General features: G+C 73.0%; 15 protein-coding genes. 2 read left to right on the top strand and 13 right to left on the bottom strand.

Annotated features, from left to right (window positions below):
- Nucleotides 1-28: 28 nt before the first annotated feature.
- The 11 genes from ACGF5O_RS29645 to ACGF5O_RS29595 all read right to left on the bottom strand — a co-directional run bounded on the left by ACGF5O_RS29645 (nt 29) and on the right by ACGF5O_RS29595 (nt 12,303).
- On the bottom strand, nt 29-853 hold the full coding sequence (locus ACGF5O_RS29645; RefSeq protein ID WP_393812932.1) for a hypothetical protein: 825 nt from the start codon (nt 851-853) through the stop codon (nt 29-31).
- A 2-nt stretch (nt 854-855) separates the two neighbouring features.
- Nucleotides 856-2,001: a galactonate dehydratase gene (gene dgoD, locus ACGF5O_RS29640; RefSeq protein WP_393812931.1), complete on the bottom strand. Its 1,146-nt coding sequence runs from the start codon at nt 1,999-2,001 to the stop codon at nt 856-858.
- Nucleotides 1,998-2,774, bottom strand: a complete 777-nt coding sequence (locus ACGF5O_RS29635; RefSeq protein ID WP_393812930.1) for a FadR/GntR family transcriptional regulator — start codon at nt 2,772-2,774, stop codon at nt 1,998-2,000. The genes dgoD and ACGF5O_RS29635 overlap by 4 nt, the downstream gene beginning before the upstream one ends.
- A 28-nt stretch (nt 2,775-2,802) precedes the next feature.
- Nucleotides 2,803-3,576 (bottom strand): SDR family NAD(P)-dependent oxidoreductase, encoded by a 774-nt coding sequence (locus ACGF5O_RS29630; protein WP_393812929.1) that lies wholly within the window; start codon nt 3,574-3,576, stop codon nt 2,803-2,805.
- A 40-nt stretch (nt 3,577-3,616) separates the two neighbouring features.
- Nucleotides 3,617-5,680 carry an alpha-galactosidase gene (locus ACGF5O_RS29625; RefSeq protein WP_393812928.1) on the bottom strand — a complete coding sequence of 688 codons (2,064 nt, stop codon included), beginning with the start codon at nt 5,678-5,680 and terminating at the stop codon, nt 3,617-3,619.
- The gene (locus ACGF5O_RS29620) at nt 5,677-6,525 is read right to left on the bottom strand and encodes a carbohydrate ABC transporter permease (RefSeq protein ID WP_393812927.1); all 849 of its coding nucleotides are present in this window, start codon (nt 6,523-6,525) and stop codon (nt 5,677-5,679) included. The genes ACGF5O_RS29625 and ACGF5O_RS29620 overlap by 4 nt, the downstream gene beginning before the upstream one ends.
- Nucleotides 6,525-7,460: a carbohydrate ABC transporter permease gene (locus ACGF5O_RS29615; protein ID WP_393812926.1), complete on the bottom strand. Its 936-nt coding sequence runs from the start codon at nt 7,458-7,460 to the stop codon at nt 6,525-6,527. Before ACGF5O_RS29615 ends, ACGF5O_RS29620 begins: the two co-directional genes overlap by 1 nt.
- A gap of 1 nt (nt 7,461) precedes the next feature.
- Nucleotides 7,462-8,751, bottom strand: coding sequence for an ABC transporter substrate-binding protein (locus ACGF5O_RS29610; protein WP_393812925.1), 1,290 nt, complete (start codon nt 8,749-8,751; stop codon nt 7,462-7,464).
- A 14-nt stretch (nt 8,752-8,765) separates the two neighbouring features.
- Nucleotides 8,766-10,886, bottom strand: coding sequence for a glycoside hydrolase family 27 protein (locus tag ACGF5O_RS29605; RefSeq protein WP_393812924.1), 2,121 nt, complete (start codon nt 10,884-10,886; stop codon nt 8,766-8,768).
- Between the two features lie 137 nt (nt 10,887-11,023).
- The gene (locus ACGF5O_RS29600; RefSeq protein WP_393812923.1) at nt 11,024-11,734 is read right to left on the bottom strand and encodes a DUF1275 family protein; all 711 of its coding nucleotides are present in this window, start codon (nt 11,732-11,734) and stop codon (nt 11,024-11,026) included.
- A 53-nt stretch (nt 11,735-11,787) separates the two neighbouring features.
- Nucleotides 11,788-12,303: an SRPBCC domain-containing protein gene (locus ACGF5O_RS29595; protein ID WP_393812922.1), complete on the bottom strand. Its 516-nt coding sequence runs from the start codon at nt 12,301-12,303 to the stop codon at nt 11,788-11,790.
- A 129-nt stretch (nt 12,304-12,432) separates the two neighbouring features.
- Here ACGF5O_RS29595 and ACGF5O_RS29590 point away from each other — a divergent pair, with 129 nt between their 5' ends.
- The gene (locus ACGF5O_RS29590; protein ID WP_393812921.1) at nt 12,433-13,395 is read left to right on the top strand and encodes a LysR family transcriptional regulator; all 963 of its coding nucleotides are present in this window, start codon (nt 12,433-12,435) and stop codon (nt 13,393-13,395) included.
- A 20-nt stretch (nt 13,396-13,415) separates the two neighbouring features.
- Here the strand turns inward: ACGF5O_RS29590 and ACGF5O_RS29585 are convergent, their stop codons facing one another.
- A complete protein-coding gene (locus ACGF5O_RS29585) occupies nt 13,416-13,907 on the bottom strand; it encodes a CGNR zinc finger domain-containing protein (protein ID WP_393812920.1) in 492 nt (163 codons plus the stop codon).
- A 64-nt stretch (nt 13,908-13,971) separates the two neighbouring features.
- Here ACGF5O_RS29585 and ACGF5O_RS29580 point away from each other — a divergent pair, with 64 nt between their 5' ends.
- Nucleotides 13,972-14,661: a hypothetical protein gene (locus ACGF5O_RS29580; protein WP_393812919.1), complete on the top strand. Its 690-nt coding sequence runs from the start codon at nt 13,972-13,974 to the stop codon at nt 14,659-14,661.
- Nucleotides 14,662-14,667: 6 nt separating this feature from the next.
- Here the strand turns inward: ACGF5O_RS29580 and ACGF5O_RS29575 are convergent, their stop codons facing one another.
- Nucleotides 14,668-17,175, bottom strand: a complete 2,508-nt coding sequence (locus tag ACGF5O_RS29575; RefSeq protein ID WP_393812918.1) for a transglycosylase domain-containing protein — start codon at nt 17,173-17,175, stop codon at nt 14,668-14,670.
- Between the last annotated feature and the right edge of the window lie 85 nt (nt 17,176-17,260).

Here is a 17,260-nt window from a genome sequence, read left to right as displayed (position 1 = left end):
TCCTTTCTTGTTTTGGGGACCTTGGGTCTCAGGGACAGCGGCAGTCGGCCGTCACGGTGAGCCGCCAGCGGACCTCGCCCGAGGCGGGGACGCGGGCGGCGTCGTCCGGTCCTGCGTCGGCGAGGTCGAAGACGCGGCCGAGCATCGGCTCGACGCCCGTACTGCGGTAGGGCCGGCCGGCGGGGAAGCCGCCGAGGTTGCGCCACAGGGCGACGGAGCACGGCTGCCCCTCCGCCTCGACGGCCAGGGCGAGCCGGTCCGCGCCGTCGTGCACACAGCACCGCCCGCCCTCCACCACGGCCCCGACCGCCGTACCGTCGTCCGGTCCGAACCGGTCGAGCCGCAGCCCCCGGGGGGCCGGCCAGGCACCCTCCAGCCAGGGGGCGCCGTCCGGCCAGGGACGGTCCAGCAGGGGCGCCGCCTCCGGGAACAGCCGGGTGGGCGCCCCCTCCCGGGCCCGCACGACGGCCTCCTCGGAGAGGTCCAGGAGTGCGTGCGCGGCCCAGAGGAAGCGGAAACCGGGCTCGGCCGTCAGCACATAGGCGGCCTCCACGCCGTCGTCCGTGGCGCACAGCGTGCGGGTCAGGACGAAGCGGTCGCAGCGAACCGTCTCCCCGGCACCGTCCCCTTCCCGCGTCCAGGGCCGGGACCACGCGTCCCCGTGGTCGGGGGTGCCGCGCACGGTCGGGACGCACTCCTCCACTCCCCCGGCGTCCACGAACGCGCCGCCCGGTGCGACGCCGTCGCGTTCGGGGCTCTCCGGCCGCCACAGCCATTCGCGGTCGCCGTGCCGCAGCGAGGTCCACCGGCCGCCGTGCGCTAGGTCGGTCACGACGTCGAGGGGCGGTGGCACGGTCACCACTCCGCGAAGGAGCCGTCGGCGTGCCGCCACACCGGGTTGCGCCACCGGTGCCCGGCGCGGTCGGCCGCGCGGACGGCCGCCTCGTCGAGGGTGATGCCGAGCCCGGGGGCGTCACCGCGGTGCGCGTGCCCGTCCACGAAGCGGAAGGGTTCGGGGTCGACGAGGTAGGAGAGGAGGTCGGCGTCCTTGTTGTAGTGGATGCCGCGGCTCTGCTCCTGGATGAGGAAGTTCGGGGTGGCGAAGGCGACTTGGAGGCTGGCCGCGAGGGCGATGGGGCCGAGCGGGCAGTGCGGGGCGAGCTGGGCGCCGTAGGTCTCGGCGAGCGAGGCGATGCGGTGCACCTCGGAGATGCCGCCGGCGTGCGACAGGTCGGGCTGGGCGACCGCGATGCCGGCGGCGAGGACGGGCAGGAACTCGGCGCGCGAGTACAGGCGTTCGCCGGTGGCCAGCGGCACCGGGCTGGAGGTGACCAGGCCGGGCAGCAGGTGGCCCTGCTCGGGGACGACGGGTTCCTCCACGAACAGCGGGTGCAGCGGGGCGAGTTCGGCGAGGACGCGGCGGGCGCTGGCGGCGGTGAAACGGCCGTGGAAGTCGACGGCGACGTCGCGGTCCGGGCCGAGGGCTTCGCGGGCGGCGCTCACCCGGGCGACGACGGCCGCCGTCTCCGCGGCCGTCGCCAGCGGCGAGGTGGCCCCGGCGCCGTTCATCTTCACCGCGGTGAAGCCCGCCGCCACCTGGGCGGCGATCTGTTCGGTCAGCTGGGCGGGTTCGTCGCCGCCGACCCAGGCGTAGACCCGGACCCGGTCGCGCACCGGGCCGCCCAGCAGGGCGTGCACGGGGGCGCCGTAGGTCTTGCCCGCGATGTCCCACAGGGCCTGGTCGAGGCCCGCGACGGCGCTCGACAGGACCGGGCCGCCCCGGTAGAAGCCGCCCTTGGTGAGCACCTGCCAGTGGTCCTGGATGCGCAGCGGGTCCTGCCCCACCAGGTACTCGGCGAGGACGTCGACGGCCGCGCGGACGACCTCGGCACGCCCCTCGACGACGGGTTCGCCCCAGCCGACCACTCCGTCGTCGGTCTCGACGCGGCAGAACAGCCAGCGCGGTGGGACGAGGAAGGTCTCTATCCGCTCGATCTTCACCGGCCGCCGCCTTCCGTGTCGTCGGTCCCCGTCCCGGTCGCCTCGCCGGAACCCGGCTCGTCTTCTGGGCCGTCGAGCCGGGCCAGGTCGCGGCCCGCCTGGTCGAGCAGGGCCCGCATGGCCGTCTCGGCCGCCTGCGGGTCGCGGTCGCGTACGGCGTCCAGGACGGCGCGGTGGGCGGGGACGGGGTCCTCGCTGTGCGGGGAGCTGTGCACGATCCGGTCGCGGTGGGCGAGCCCCGACTCGATCACCATCTCCATGCGTTCGAGCAGTTCGTTGTGGGTGGCGGCGAGCAGGGCCCGGTGGAAGGCGAGGTCGGCGTCGACGGCGTGGCCGGGGTCGGCCTCCTCCCGCGCCATCGCCGCGACGGCCATCTCCAGGGAGAGCAGGTCGGCCTCGGTGCGGCGCTCGGCGGCGAGCCGGACGGCGGCCGGCTCGATGATGGCGCGGACCTCGGCGAGGTTGCGCAGCAGCGACCGTTCCGCGCCGGTCGTACGGCCGCCCTCGAACTGCCAGCGCAGCACGTCGGCGTCGAGCAGGTTCCAGTCCGCGCGGGCCCGCACGAAGGTGCCGCGCTTCTGCCGTGCGTCGACCATGCCCTTGGCGGCGAGCACCTTGAGGGACTCGCGCAGGGCGGTGAGGCTGACGTCGAGTTCGCTCTGCAGCGCCACCAGGTCGAGCGTGGCGCCTTCCGGGATCTCGCCGCCCAGGATGCGGCGCGCCAGGGCCTCCACGGTCTGGCCGTGCACACCGCGGCGGGCGTAGGGCGTCATGTCGTACAGCCTTTCTTTCCAGAGGGCATCATGCGGAGGCCTTCACGACGCTCCAGCCGCCGTCCACGACGAGACTGGACCCGGTGACGTAGGAGGCCTCGTCGGCGCAGAGGAACGCGATGGCGGCGGCCACCTCCTCGGGGGTGCCGAAGCGGCGGGCGGCCGTCTGGGCGACGCTGCGTTCCCGTTCCTCCTGCGGTACCCGGTCCCAGGCCCCGGTCAGGATCGGGCCGGGGAGCACGGCGTTGACGCGCACCTCGGGCCCGTACTCGACGGCCAGCTGCCCGCACAGGGAGAGCAGGCCGCCCTTGGCCGCGGCGTAGGCGGGGTGGCCGGGGATGCCCGCGCGGGCGTGCACCGACGAGGTGAGGACGACGGCACCGCGGCGGGCGCGCAGGTCGGGCAGGGCCGCCCTGACGCCGAGGAAGCCGCCGGTGAGGTTGACGGCGAGCTGCCGCTCCCAGGACGGCAGGGGCAGTTCGTGGGCCGGTACGACCTCGACGGCGTAGGCGTTGCTGACGAGCACGTCGACCGGCCCGAAGGCGTGGGCGGCGGTGACGATCCGCGCCCAGTCGTCCTCGGCGGCGACGTCCGCGTGCACGTACCTGGCCCGGCCGCCGTCCTTCTCGATGCCGTCCACCACGGCCTGGCCGCGTTCGTCGGCGAGGTCGGCGAGCACGACGGCGGCGCCCTCCCCGGCGAGGCGTGCGGCGGTGGCGGCGCCGATGCCGGAGGCGGCGCCGGTCACCACGGCGGTACGGCCGGTGAAGCGGGCACCGTACCGTCGAACGGACTGGTCCATCGGGCTCCTTAGAGGATGAGCTGCTGGAAACATATGCGGCCTACAGGCGGCTCAGTACCACCAGGTCGGCATCGTGCTCGGCACTCCACGCGAACGGCAGGCCGTGGTGGAGCAGATGGGCTCCGCCGTACGACGTTCCGGTGACCGTGTCCCGGTAGCGCGCCGCCGGGTCGAGGCCGCGCAGCCGGAGCCGGTCGGGCCGGCCGGGCATGAGCGGCGCGCCGTCGAGGCGGCCGGTGGAGAGCGCGGCGACGACGGTCCGGTCACCGGCGTCGTACTGCACGCCGCAGGTGGGGTCGTCCGGCGTGCCGAGCAGCCGGGCCTCGCCGTGGTGGATCACGTCCCGCACCTCCTTGTACCGGGCGATCCACCGGGCGGCCTCGGCCCGCTGCTCCGGGGTCCAGGCGCGCAGGTCGGCGCCGATCCCGAGGACCCCGCACATGGCGTTGACGAAGCGGAAGGCGAGACTGCGCGGGCGCGGGTCGAAGATGCCCGGGGCGTCGGTGACCCAGGAGCTCATGACGTGCGGCGCGTGGGCGTGCAGGAAGCCGTGCTGGACGCGCAGCCGGTCCATCGGCGCGGTGTTGTCGCTGGGCCAGACGACGTCGGTGCGGGCGAGGGTGGCGTGCTCGACGCGTCCGCCGCCGCCGGCGCAGCCCTCCACCGTGACGTCGGGGTGGTTGGCGCGCAGGTGGTCGAGGACCCGCAGGTAGCCGGCGACGTGCTCGGCGTCCAGGTCGGCCGGGCCGGCGGTCCCGCCGGGACCGGTGCCGGGACGGCCGCGTTCGGTGGGCGGGCGGTTCATGTCCCACTTCAGGTAGCCGATGCCGTAGGTGCCGAGCAGCCGGTCGAGGGTGCCGATGACGAAGTCCTGGACGTCGGTCCGGCCCAGGTCTAGGAGGAGCTGGTTGCGGACGAGCCGGGCGGGGCGGCCGTCGATGCGGTAGACCCACTCGGGGTGTTCGGCGTACAGGCGGCTGCCGGGGCTGACCGCCTCCGGCTCCACCCACAGGCCGAAGTCCAGGCCGAGCGCGCGGACTTCCTTGACGAACCGGCCGAAGCCCCGCGGGAACGCCGCCGGGTCCGGGTACCAGTCGCCGAGGCCGCCGGTGTCGTCGGCGCGGCCGGTGAACCAGCCGTCGTCCACGACGAACAGCTCGGCCCCGATGTCCGCCGCCGCCTTCGCCAGCTCCAGCTGCCCTGCGGCCTCGACGTCGAAGCCGGTGGCCTCCCAGGAGTTGTAGAGCACCTTGCGGGGGCGGTGCAGCCGGTCGCCGGCGAGGCGGCGCTCGTAGCGGTGCCAGACCCGGGACAGGCCGTCGAGGCCGTCCGGGCTGAAGGCGCAGGCGAGGCGGGGAGTGGCGAGGGTCTCGCCCGCGGCCATGTGCACGGCACCCTCGTGCGGTACCCGTCCGGCGCGGATCCGTACCGCACCGCCCGGCTCGGCCTCCGCCGTGATGTGCCAGTTGCCGGGCCATTCGAGGGCGACGCCGTAGGCGGCGTCCCCGTCCTGCACGGCGAGCCAGGGCGCGTACGCGTGGCCGGGCGCACCCTGCGTGCTGCCGATGGTGAACGTGCCTCTAGCGAGGTCGAGCCGGGTGTGCTGGAACTCCTGCGACCACTGGCCGGAGAGATACGTCAGCCGGGCCGGGCCCCTGACGGGGACGGTGACGGCGGCCGAGTCGAGCCGCTCCAGGCGGAGTTCGGCGGTGGCGGTGAACTCGGCCCAGCGGAGGATCACGTCGGTGCCGGGGACGGTCTCGTAGCAGAGGACCGTGCGCAGGCCGATCAGCTCGTCCACGAAGGCGAGGCGGAGTGATCCTTCCGTCTCCTCCGCGCCGGCGAACTCCCACCACACGCCGCGGCCCCCGCCCGCCACCAGTTCGGCCCCCGTGAACGGCCGCAGCCCGTACGGCAGATACTCGGCCGGAGCCGCGTCGGCGGGCGTGACGAAGTGGGTGCGGTGGGACCAGTCGAGGGCGGACGGCCCGTCCTCGACCCCCGGCGGGCCCCAGGCGTCCAGCTCGGCCCAGGGGCCGTCCGGGGAGAGCCGGACGGTGTAGCCGGTGTGCTCCGTGCGCAAGGTCCAGCGCGGGTAGGTCACTTGACGGCTCCCAGGTTGAGGCCGGCCACGAAGTGCCGCTGGAAGCGCAGGAACACGGCGACCGTGGGCGCGGCGGCGATGACCGATCCGGCCGCGATCACGTTCCACATCGACACGTACTGGCCCTGGAGTCCGATGAGGGCGGCGGTGATCGGCATCTTGGTGTCGCTGCGCAGGACGGTGATCGCCCACAGCAGGTCGTTGAAGATCCAGGTGAAGGACAGCGCGCTGAGGGCGGCCAGGGCGGGGCGGGTCAGCGGGAGGATGATCCGCCAGAAGATCTGCCAGGGCCCGGCCCCGTCGACGACCGCCGCCTGCTGGATCTCCACCGGGATCGACCGCATGAACCCGTGCAGGACGAAGACGTAGAAGCCGACGCCGAAGCCGATCTGCACGCCGATCAGCGCGGGCAGGGTGTCGTAGACGCCCATCACCTCGCTGAGCTTGGAGACCGGGATGAGCAGGATCTGCGGGGGCAGCAGGTTGCCGCCGAGCATGAGCAGCAACAGGGAGCGCCGGAAGGGGAGTTCGTAGCGGCTGAGGGCGAACGCGGCCATCGCCGCGAGGGCCAGGGTCACCAGGACGCAGGGCACGGTGACTAGCAGGCTGTTGATCAGGGCCTGCTGCTGGCCGCCGTCGGTCCAGGCCTGGCCGAAGTTGGCGAGGGTGAAGGAGCGCGGCCAACTGCCGAGGCCGTGGGCGGCGATGTCGTCGAAGGAGCGCAGGCTGGTCACCACGACCAGGGCGATGGGCAGCAGCCACAGGACGGCCAGCGCCCCCGCGCCCAGGTGGAAGCCGGCGGTCGCGGCCCGTCTGCGGCGCAGCGCCGTCGAGTTGGCGGACATCAGTCGGCCTCCCGGAAGGCGCGGACGAGGTAGGCGGCGATGACCCCGAAGGCGAGGACGAAGATGACGACGGCCAGGGCGGAGCCGTAGCCGAGGCGCAGGGACTGGAAGGCGGTCGAGTACATGTAGGTGCTCAGCAGCTCGGACGAGTGGTAGGGGCCGCCTCGGGTGAGGGACCAGACGACGTCGAAGGAGCGCAGCGAGTCGATGACGATGACGGACAGCACGACCGCCTTGACGCTGCGGAGTTGGGGCAGCGTGACGTGGCGGAAGCGCTGCCGGGCGCTCGCGCCGTCGACCTTGGCGGCCTCGTAGAGCGCCGGGTCGATGCCCTTGAGTCCGGCCAGGTACAGGACCATGACGTAGCCGATCTGGCGCCACAGCGCGGGCACGATCACCGCGTACAGGGCGGTGTCCTGGTCGGCGAGCCAGGCGTGCCGGAGACTGCCGAGGCCCACGCCTTCCAGCACCCGGTTGAGGACGCCGTCGGGCTGGTAGATCGCCTGCCAGACGAGGGCGGTGGCGACCAGCGAGAAGACGACCGGCAGGAACAGCGCGGCCCGGTAGAAGCCGACCCCGCGCCGTTCCTGCTGGAGCAGCAGCGCGGCGGCGAGCCCCAGCACGGCGGAGAGACCGCCGAACAGGACCAGCCACAGGACGGTGTGGCCGAGCGCGCTGCGGAAGACGTCGTCGTGGGCCATCTCCCGGAAGTTGTCCAGGCCGACGAACTGCGGCGGGGAGACGCCGTCCCACTTGGTGAGGGCGAGGTAGAAGCCCTGGAGTGCGGGCCAGAACACCCACACGGCCTCGGCGAGCAGCGGTACCAGGACGAAGGCGAGGACCAGCGGCGGGGTGCGCCGGGGGCCCCGGGCCCGCCTGCCGCTGAGGGGCAGGCGGACCGGGGACTTCCGGTCGGGGGCGGTGAGCACGGCCACGTCAGGCGTTCCAGATCTTCTGGGCGTCGCGCTGCCAGTCGGTCAGGATGCCGCCGATCTGCTTGGGCTCGGCGAGGAACTTGGTCAGGGCGGTGTCGGCGGTGGGCTGGAGGGCGTCGCTGGAGTCCCGGTTGAAGAACTGGGTGATCTCGGCGGCCTCCGCGACGTGTGCGCGGCCCTTCTTCACCAGCGCGGTGCCGGCGTCCTTGGCGTCCGGGTTGCAGGGCAGGACGGTCCCGGAGGAGCCCTTGATGTATATCTCCTGGGCCTCGGCCGTGGCGAGGTACTTCAGCAGGTCGAAGACCTGGTCGCGGCGGCCGGTGCGGGCGCTGGCGAAGTAGCCGTCGACCGGGGCCTCTTCGGCGAGCGGGATCTTGGAGTCGATGACGGGGAACCGGAAGAAGTCGATGTCGTCCAGGGCGCTCTTGGGTGCCGAGTCGGCGAAGAAGGTGCCGATGAGCATCATGCCGGTCTTGCCGTTGAGCAGTGCGGTCGTGGCGTCCTGGAAGGCGAGGGCGGTGCCGTTCGGGTCGAAGTAGGGCAGCACCTCCTGCCAGCGGTCGAAGACCCTGCGCACCTCGGGGTCGTCGAACCGGTGCTTCCCGGCGAGGAGTTCGCGGTGGTACCGGGCGCCGTTGATCCGGATGTCGAGGTAGTCGAACCAGGCCGACGCCACCCAGGGGGTGTTGCCGCCGGCGCCGAGCCCGATCGGGGCGACGCCCTTGCTCTTGAGCTTGTCGCACAGGTCGAGGAAGCCGTCCCAGCTGGTGGGGGCGGTCACGCCCCACTTGGCGAAGCTGGACTTCCGGTAGAACATGCCCCACCAGTAGTAGGTGTTGGGCACGAAGATCTTCTTGCCGGAGCTCGCGGTGCACAGCGAGTTCAGGGCCTTGGTGTACTTCTTGAGGTCGGGCGAGGAGCTCCACACCTCGTCGAGGTCGAGCAGCAGGTTCTTCTTGGCGTAGGCGTCCGCGACCGAGCCGGGGTACCAGGTGTAGACGTCCGGCGGGTTGGCGGAGGTGAGGTAGGTCGGCAGCTGGGTGCGGAAGGTCTCGGCGGCGACCGTGTTCAGGCCGGCGCTGCCGGACCCCTTCTTGCCGTAGGCCGCGACCAGGTCCTCCATCGCGGCCTTGGCCTGCGGGGCGGAGAGGTTGGACTGGAGGGTCGCCGGGCCCTTCGAGGAGGTCTTCCCGGAGGAGGTGGAGGTGACGCAGCCGCTGAGCAGTGCCGCGGTCCCGGTGGCACCGAGTCCGGCGAGGAAACGCCGTCTGCTGGTCTGGGGGTTGGCCATGGTGGATTCCTCGTTCAGTTGAATCGGGTCCGGTACACGTGGCCGTCGACTCCGCGGAAGACCGCGTCCACGGCTCCGTCCGGGGCGGCGACCGCGCCGAGCGCGCCGTCGAACGCGGCGCTCGGGAACTCCTGCCGTTTGCTCCAGCCCTGCCAGGCGCCGTCGGCGTACCGCTGCTGCCAGAGGGTGTAGTCGGCGGCCCGCGCGTACAGCAGCACCGCGTCCCCGGTGGCGACCAGCGTGGGGCTGCCGCTGACGGTCCCGCCGAGCGAGGTCCAGTCGGACCACTCCCCCGCCGTGTCCCGGGTCCGCGTCCACATGTCGTCCGCGGCACTGCGTACGGCGACGTGGACGCGCCCCTGGGCGTCGACGACGGCGGACGGGCGGCCGTAGACCTGCTTGCCCCCGGGTTCGCCGAGCGAGGACCAGCCGGTCGCCGGGCCGCGCTGCACGACCGTGCCGTCGGCGCCGCGCGCGAACAGCGTCCAGTGGGCGGGATCGGTGAAGGCGACGGACGGTGCGTCGGTCAACTCCCCGCCCAGGGACTGCCATCGGCCCCACCTGCCGTCGGCGTGGACCCGCCGGTAGGCCCGCGAGTCGGCGCCGCGTACGAAGACGTCGATCCGGCCGCCGGCCGAGGCGTACACGGCGGGCTGGCCGAGGATCTTCCCCTGCGCGGGACCGCCTAGGTCCCGCGTCCGCCCGCCGGTGCTCTGGACGAGCGAGCCGTGCGGCCCCCGGAAGAAGGTGGTGCCGTCGCCCGTCACGGCCGGGCTCGCGGTGGCCGTGACGCCCAGGTCGGTCCCCGGCAGGGCGTCGGCGCCGGTCAGCCTGAGGAAGGCGGTGCCGTGCGCCGGGACCTCGACGGTGTACGACCCGGTGTGGGTACCCCGGTCGGCACGCGCCCGCAGGTCGCGGACCCGGACCGGGCCGCCGAGACCGGTGTCGGCGAACTGCACGGTGCGCCCGGCCGGTTGGTCCGAGCGGTTGAGCAGGACGACGGCGCGCTGCCCGTGCCCGTGCAGGACCTTGCTGTAGACGTCGCCGGTCGGGTCGGTCGCCACCCGTACGCCCTGGACGCCGAGGGGGTCCTGGTCGACGGCGATGATCTCGGGGTTGCGGAGCGTGCCGAGCATCGCGTCGGACAGCGTGCGCGGGTCGGAGCCCAGCATCAGCGGCGAGCCCATCTCGGCCCACATCACGAACTGGGTGGTGGACTCCTCCTGGGTGAGCTCGTATGTCCCGTCGGTCATCCTCCGCATGGGGATGAGGTAGTCGGGGTCGTTGTAGTGGCCGGGGCCCTGCGCCTCGGGGTGCCAGGCGTTGGCGTCCATGTTGCGCAGGATGTCGGGCCACTCGCCGGGGCTGGGGGTGCCCCAGGCGATGTCGGTGCCGGTGCGCCAGGAGTCGGCGATGGCCGGAGCGTAGACGTAGGTGTTGTGGGCGTCCTGCTCGGGGGTGTGCGGCAGGCCCCAGTCGTCGGTGAGCGGGTTGCAGAGGTTCAGCAGCATCCTGCGGCCGGACTTGGCGACCGCGTCGGCGAACTCCTTGTAGGCGGGGCCCGGATCGAGTTTCGCGCCGATCCCGCAGAGGAAGTCGACCTTGATGGCGTCGATCTTCCAGCTCGCGAACTGCCGTGCGTCCTGGTCGTAGTACCCGCGACTGCCCAGACCGCAGCTCCTGCCGCCGTCGTAGGTGCCCGCGTCGGTGTAGATGCCGGCCCGTAGTCCGCGTTCGTGCAGGTAGGAGACGAGGGCGGGGATGCCGGAGGGGAAGCGGTCCGGGTTGGCCGTCAACCGGCCCCGGGCGTCCCGGGGGTTGTCGGCCTGCCAGCCGCCGTCCAGCCAGACGATGTCGTAGCCGGCGTCCCGCAGACCGCTGCTGACGAGTCTGTCGGCGACGGCGCGCACCTCCTTCTCGGTGGGTGCGCCGAGCCCGTAGTAGGTGTTCCAGCCCATGTAGGGCGTCGGCGCGAGGCCGCTGTCGTAGCCGGCGGGTGCGCCTTGGTCGACCGCCGTCTGCGCGACGGCGTCGGGGGTCACGGTGGCGGCCAGGACCACCGCGACGGCCGCCGCGAGGGCGGGCCTGGTGAACCGGTGGTGCCGGGGTCCGGCTGCGGGCGGGTGCGAAGTCACTTGCGTCTCCCGGGGGTTGGGAAGCAGGAGAACGAGACGCGAACCGCTCTGCCGGAGCGGGACCACGTCGTCTCGGCGATGACTGTGGCCCGTGGCCGAAACCGTGTCAAGATTAATTACTAATTTACTAGAAACCCTCACTCCCTCCCGGGAGCGCGTGCGGCCAGGAGGGCGCACGCCACGAGGACCGGCGGGAGTGCTCCGGCCCAGCCCGGCGCGGTCCGCAGGACCGCCGCACAGGCCCCCGCGCCCGCGATCAGGGCCGCCAGCCGCACGGGCACCCAGCGGTTCGGGCGGCCCGCTCCCACGCCCTTGACGATGTACGTGGCCAGCGTGCCGGTGAGATAGGTGGTCGGTGCCGCGGCCCGGCCGGCCGCCACCATGGCCCCCGACTGGATGCCCATCGTCAGCGCGGCGCCGAACTGCAGGACGTCCCGGGCCGCCGGCCCCGGCGCTCCGCCGAGGACGGCCCAGACCACCGCGCCCACGGCCAGCAGGAGCGCCTCGCCGACGAGGCAGCGCAGCACCGGCCGCGGCCAGTGCGTGACGGTGCCCTCGTGCCCGCGGGTGAACCGGGCGGTTCCGGCCGCGCCCAGCCCGAACCCCGCGAGCGCCAGCACCGCCGCGGTCACGCCCGTGCCCTGGGCGCGGCCGACCGCCATCCCCAGCAGGGCCAGGTTGCTGGTCATGACCCCGGCGAAGACATGGTCGAGGGCGGTGAAGGAGATGGTCTCCACCGCCCCGGAGGCCGCCACCAGAAGCGTGACGGCGACGCGCAGGGCGGTCCCCGGTTCGGCCGCCGGCTCCCCGGGGGTCTCTGGCGGTCGCCCGCCCGGCACGTCACTCACAGTCCCCGAGCGTAACGCGAGGTGAGGGCCGCTCCCGGTTTCGGCGGACCGGACTACTCGGAGGCGGCGCGGACCAGGCCGTCCAGCCAGGCCTGGTGGCCGTTGAGCATGGGGTTCGGGCGCTCGTTCGCCAGGGCCGCGGCCGGTGCGCCGATCTGGGTCTCCTGGGTGAGGATGCGCACCCGGCCGCCCGGCAGGTCCTCGACCAGCCAGGCGTGCAGCACGTCCAGCCGCTCCTCGGGCTTGCCGTCCTGCTTCGCCGTCCAGGACAGCCGGCCGGGCGTGCCCTGCGCCGGTGCCTGGTACTCGACGACGTGGGCGTCGAGGGGCGGGAAGCCGAAGGTGCCGAAACTGAAGACCTGGTCGCCCTTCAGCCGCGGGCCGCCGCCCTGCGGGAAACCGATGTCGGCGACGTTGTCGTAGTAGCCCTCCCACTCGGAGGTGTCGGTCAGGTAGTGCCAGACCCGGGCCGCCGTGACGCCCTGGACGATCACCTCGTTGGAGACGAAGTTGTCGCCGGTGCCGGGGAGGTACTTCTCGGGCCAGTTGATCGCGTTCTGCGTGGTCATGGGGGTGTCCTCACGGTGAAGTGCGGTGTCGGGAAATCGACCGTAGGCCCGCCCACCATCGGAGTACCAATAGGAGCGCCGATCTCTGCCATCGGAACTCCGATGCCGGTTCCGGATACGATGGCTGCCGTGAAGAAGCGGACCCCCGTCCCCCTCGACGCCGTGGCCGGCCCCGGCGGACAGCTCCCGGCGCATGCCGACCTGAACCTGCTGCGCACCTTCCTGGCCGTCTACCGCGCCGGCACCTTCACCGCGGCGGCGCCCGCGCTCGGGCTTTCCCAGCCCACGGTGACCGCGCAGATCCGCACCCTGGAGCAGCAGACGGGCCGCGAGCTGTTCACCCGGCTGCCGCGCGGTGTGCGGCCCACCGCCCTGGCCCACGAGCTGGCCGCCCGGATCGCGAGCCCCCTCGACGCGCTCGCCGCCCTGGAGGGCGGTTCCGAGGCCGACCACGCCACGCCCGTGCACCTCGCCGGCCCGTCGGAGCTGCTGTGCGTACGCGTCCTGCCGGCCCTGGCGCCCCTGGTCTCGGACGGCATCCGGCTCCGGGTCGCCCAGGGACTGCCGGAGCCGCTCCTTGAGGAGTTGCGGGCGGGCCGTCACGATCTGGTCGTCGCCACCCGTCGGCCGCGCGGGCGCGCCCTGGAGTCCGTGCCGCTCACCGACGAGGAGTACCTGCTCGTCGCCGCTCCCCTCTGGGCCGAGCGGATCGCCGCGCAGGCGCCGCCGGACGACCCGTGCGGCCTGCCCGCCGCCCTGCGCGCGGTCCCCCTGGTCACCTACGCCGACGACCTGCCGATCCTGCGCCGCTACTGGCGGACCGTCTTCGGCAAGCAGCTCACCACGCACGCCGCGGTCACCGTGCCCAACCTCTACGCGGTGCTCTCCGCGGTGGGCGCCGGGGCGGGCGTCAGCGTGCTGCCCCGCTCGCTGTGCCAGGACCACCTCGACTCCGGCCGGCTGACCCTCCTGCACGACCCGGAGGAACCGCCGCTGAACACCCTGTTCCTCGTCCAGCGCCCCGGCGCCGAGGCCGACCCCGGCGTGCGCCGGGTGCGCGACACCCTGCGGCGGGCGGCGCGCGCCTGGTAGCCGGGGCCGTCACCGCCCGCTCAGGTGTTCTTCGCCGCCCGGGCCCGATGGGCCGCGACCGTCGTCCGGCTCGCGCACGCGTTGGAGCAGAACCTGCGGGTCCGGTTCCGCGACTGGTCCACGAAGTAGTTTCCGCACCCGGCCGCGGCGCACCGTCCGAGCGTCACCGCCGGATCCCCGGCCACGACCAGGGCGAGCTGGGCGGCGATCAGCTGTCCGACCCAGCGCCCGGCCGGGGTGCCGTTGCGGCTGAAGTGGATGTGCCAGCCGCCGGAATCGTCGTGGTCGGAGAGGTGCATCTCCGGCGGGTAGTCGCGCAGCAGACGGTGCACGGCGTCCGGGGCGGTGCCGTCGACCGACTGCGCCAGGGCCGTGCGCACGAGGTCGGGCAGCTCGCCGTAGTCGCCGTCCGGCGGCGGAGTCACCTCGTGCTCGGCGAAGAACGCGGCGACGAGTTCGCCGTGCCGATCGAGGGTCCCGGTGTTGGCCAGCTCGACGGCCAACCGCGTCACGTTCCCAATGTAGTCACCGTACTGCACTTGACCACCTACATCGCCGTTTCCTAATGTAGGTGCCATGATAGCTGATGCCACCTACACGGCCCGCCGACTGCTGCTGCTCGGGGAGTGGGACGCCGCGCTCGCCGTCCTGGGCCCGGACGCCGACCCCGAGTTGCGCGCGGAGATCGCCGTCGACCGCTGGTTCTTCCGGATCGACGGTCACGAGGAGGCCGAGAAAGCGGTCGCGGCGCTCGATCCCGCCTCGCCGACGGCACACCTGCTCGCGGCGCGGCTGGCCTACAGCCGCCTGCTGTTCCGGTACGACCCCCGCGCCGACGACCGCGCCGCGGCCGAGGCCGGTTACCGCGCGGCGGCCGGGAGCAGCGACGAGAGGACGCGGGGCTGGGCCGAATACCACCTGGCCGTCCTGCTGGACAACATCGACGAGGACCCGGCCGGCGCCCTCCCGCGCTACGAGACGGCTCTCGAGATCGCGGCGAAGTACGGCGACGGCTACTTCGAGTCCTACATCATCCGACACCTCGCGCCGCACAAGGAGCCCGCCGAGCGGATCGCGATGCTGCGCCGCTCACTCCACCTGCGGGCCGCGCTCGGCGCCCGGCCGCAGACCGTCGCCGCGCAGGCCCTCCTCGCCGAGAACCTTCCCGAGGACGATCCCGAGCGCGCCGAACTCATGCGGACGTTCCGCCCGGGTGCCGAAGAACTGCGCATCGGGTGGCTCCTGCCCGGGAACCGACCGGCCTGACGCGGTTCAGGGCCCGCCGCGGGTACCGGCCGTGGCCGGTGCGCCGGTCGTCGGTGAGGGGGAGGTGGTGCCGCCGGTCGTTCCGCCGAGCAGCCCGCCGCCGGTGGTTCCGGTGGTGGTACCGGTGGTGTCGGTCGGGCTCGGGGCCGCGCAGTGCCTCCGGTGCCGGTGGCACGGTGCGGTGGTGTGGTTCGGGATGGTGGCCGGTGCGGTCGGGGTGGCCGCGGGGGTGCTCGGGGCCGCGGAGGGGGTGGGGGTCGGGGTGGGCGAGGGTGCGCCGTTCTCGTCCGTGCTCTGGCCCAGCTGGGGTGCGGGCGGGAACTGCTGGACGGGTTGCCCCTGGAGAGCGGCGGTCATGTAGCGGGTCCACACCTCGGTGGGCATGTCGGCGCCGAAGACCTTGGCGTAGCCGCCGACGCCCTGCATGGACTGCAGGCCGGCGTTCTTCGGGTCCTCCTTGAACATGCTCACGGCCGTCGTCAGTTGCGGGGTGTAGCCGATGAACCAGGCGGACTTGTAGTCGTCGGTCGTACCGGTCTTGCCGGCCACCGGGCGGCCCAGGGCCTGGGCGTTGGTACCGGTGCCGTACTTCACGACGTCCCGCAGGACGTCGGTGACGGTGTCGGCGGTCGACGCGGGCATGGCCGTGGTGCCCTTGGGGCTGCCGAAGCCGGGCAGCTCCCGGTCGTCGGCGACGACCTTGGTGACCGAGTACGGCTCGTGCTGGATCCCGCCGTCGTCGAAGGTGGCGTACGCGTCCGCCATGCGGATCGCCGACGGGGTGGACGTGCCGATGTAGAAGCCCGGGGTGTCGTACTGCAGGCTCGTGCGCAGGAGCCCCGCCTTCAGGGCCTCGCCTTCCACGTCGTCGTAGCCGACGTACTCGCCGAGCTGGACGTAGGGCGTGTTGACCGACTGCTCCATCGCCTTGCGCAGGGTGATGTAACCCCACTTCGTGGTCACGTCGTTGCGCTGGTGCAGGAGACCCGTGGGGTCGTTCGAGTCCGGGAGCTCCTGGCCCTGCTGGTTCCTGATGGTGATGCCGTCGTCGCCGTCGAACTTCGAGGCCGGGGTGATCGGCGAGGCCGGCTGTCCGGGAGAGAGGACGGCGCCGTGGTCGAGAGCCGCGGCCAGGTCGATGGGCTTGAAGGTGGAGCCGACCGGCACCCCGGTCGCGTCCGCGTTGTCCGTCCAGTGCCCCTTGTTCCAGCCGGCCCCGCCGTACAGCGCCACGACCGCGCCGGTGGACGGGCTGATCGACGCCGCGCCGACCTGGACGTCCTTGTCGGCGGAGCGGTGCTGCGGGTCGAGGTGCTTCCGCTCCATCGCCGCGACGGACGCCGCCAGCGCGTTGACCTTCTTCCGGTCGAAGGTGGTGTGGATCTGGTAGCCGCCGCGCCCCAGCTGCTGGTCCGTGAGGGAGGCGTGGGCTTCGACGTACTTCGTCGCGGCCTGCACCAGGTAGCCGGTCTGCCCGGACATCCCCGCCGACGACGTGTACGGCTTGGGCGTGGGGAACCCGGAGGCCAGGTAGTGCTGCTCCTGGGCGTCGGTGATCTGGTGGATCTTGACCATCCGGTCCAGGACGTACTTCCAGCGCGCCTTGGCCTGGGCCCTGGCCGCCGGATCGGTGTCGGCGTGCGTCAGCAGGCTCGGCTCGTTGACCGTGGCGGCGATGAAGGCACCCTGGCTGACGTTCAGCTGGAAGGCGTGCACGTGGTAGTAGGTGCGGGCCGCGGCCTCGATGCCGTAGGCGTCCCGGCCGTAGTAGCAGGTGTTGAGGTAGCCCTGGAGTATCTCCTGCTTGGACATCTGGTCACCGATCTTCAGCGAGATCATGATCTCCCTGAGCTTGCGGGTGACCGACTGGTCCTGCGTGAGGTAGGTGTTCTTCACGAACTGCTGGGTGATGGTGGACCCCGACTGCACCTCACCGCCCGTGGCCATGTGGTAGACGGCGCGGAGCATGCCCTGCGTGTCGACGCCCGGATCGGAGTAGAAGGTGGCGTTCTCGGCGGCGAGGAAGTCCCACTGGACCAGTCTCGGGACCTGCGCGAGATCGACGTTCTGCCGGTTGGTCGACCCCTGGGTGGCCATCACCGAGCCGTCCGACCAGTAGTAGGTGTTGCTCTGCGCCTGCGTGCTGGGGTTCGCGCCGGGGATCGTCGTCGTGGCGTAGGCATAGCCGAACAGGCCCACCAGGCCGCCGGTGAGCAGCAGGAAGGTGCCGGTCACCAGCTTCCACGAGGGCAGCCACCGCCGGACGCCGCGCCTGCCCGCCCGCGGGTAGTCGATCAGGCCGCGTCGGCCGGAGCGTCCGGCGTCCGGGCGCCGCGTGCCCCCGGCCCGGCGGGTGGGCCCGCCCCCGGACCTGGCGGCCCTGCGGGCCGCGGCCCGGCCCCCGGACGGCACACCGTCGGAGCCGGACGGCACAGGGCCGGAGCCGGACGGCACACGGTCGGGGCTGGACCCCGGCGCGGTCCGCCCCGGCGATCGGCGCCGGTGTTCGCTCATTCTCTCCACTCCTCGGTCCGGGACACGGCCCCGCCGTCACCGCGAGACCGACCGTAGAGTGCCACGTCACGTACCACCGGGCCGA

Source organism: Streptomyces sp. NPDC048291, from assembly GCF_043201715.1.
Lineage (GTDB): Bacteria > Actinomycetota > Actinomycetes > Streptomycetales > Streptomycetaceae > Streptomyces.
This window is presented reverse-complemented; position numbering and strand designations above follow the sequence as displayed.

Coding starts and splice junctions, on each gene's coding strand:
- ACGF5O_RS29635 (WP_393812930.1), bottom strand. CDS start 2,774: ATGACGCCCTACGCCCGCCGCGGTGTGCACGGCCAGACCGTGGAGGCC.
- ACGF5O_RS29630 (WP_393812929.1), bottom strand. CDS start 3,576: ATGGACCAGTCCGTTCGACGGTACGGTGCCCGCTTCACCGGCCGTACC.
- ACGF5O_RS29620 (WP_393812927.1), bottom strand. CDS start 6,525: ATGTCCGCCAACTCGACGGCGCTGCGCCGCAGACGGGCCGCGACCGCC.
- ACGF5O_RS29610 (WP_393812925.1), bottom strand. CDS start 8,751: ATGGCCAACCCCCAGACCAGCAGACGGCGTTTCCTCGCCGGACTCGGT.
- ACGF5O_RS29595 (WP_393812922.1), bottom strand. CDS start 12,303: ATGACCACGCAGAACGCGATCAACTGGCCCGAGAAGTACCTCCCCGGC.
- ACGF5O_RS29580 (WP_393812919.1), top strand. CDS start 13,972: ATGATAGCTGATGCCACCTACACGGCCCGCCGACTGCTGCTGCTCGGG.
- ACGF5O_RS29575 (WP_393812918.1), bottom strand. CDS start 17,175: ATGAGCGAACACCGGCGCCGATCGCCGGGGCGGACCGCGCCGGGGTCC.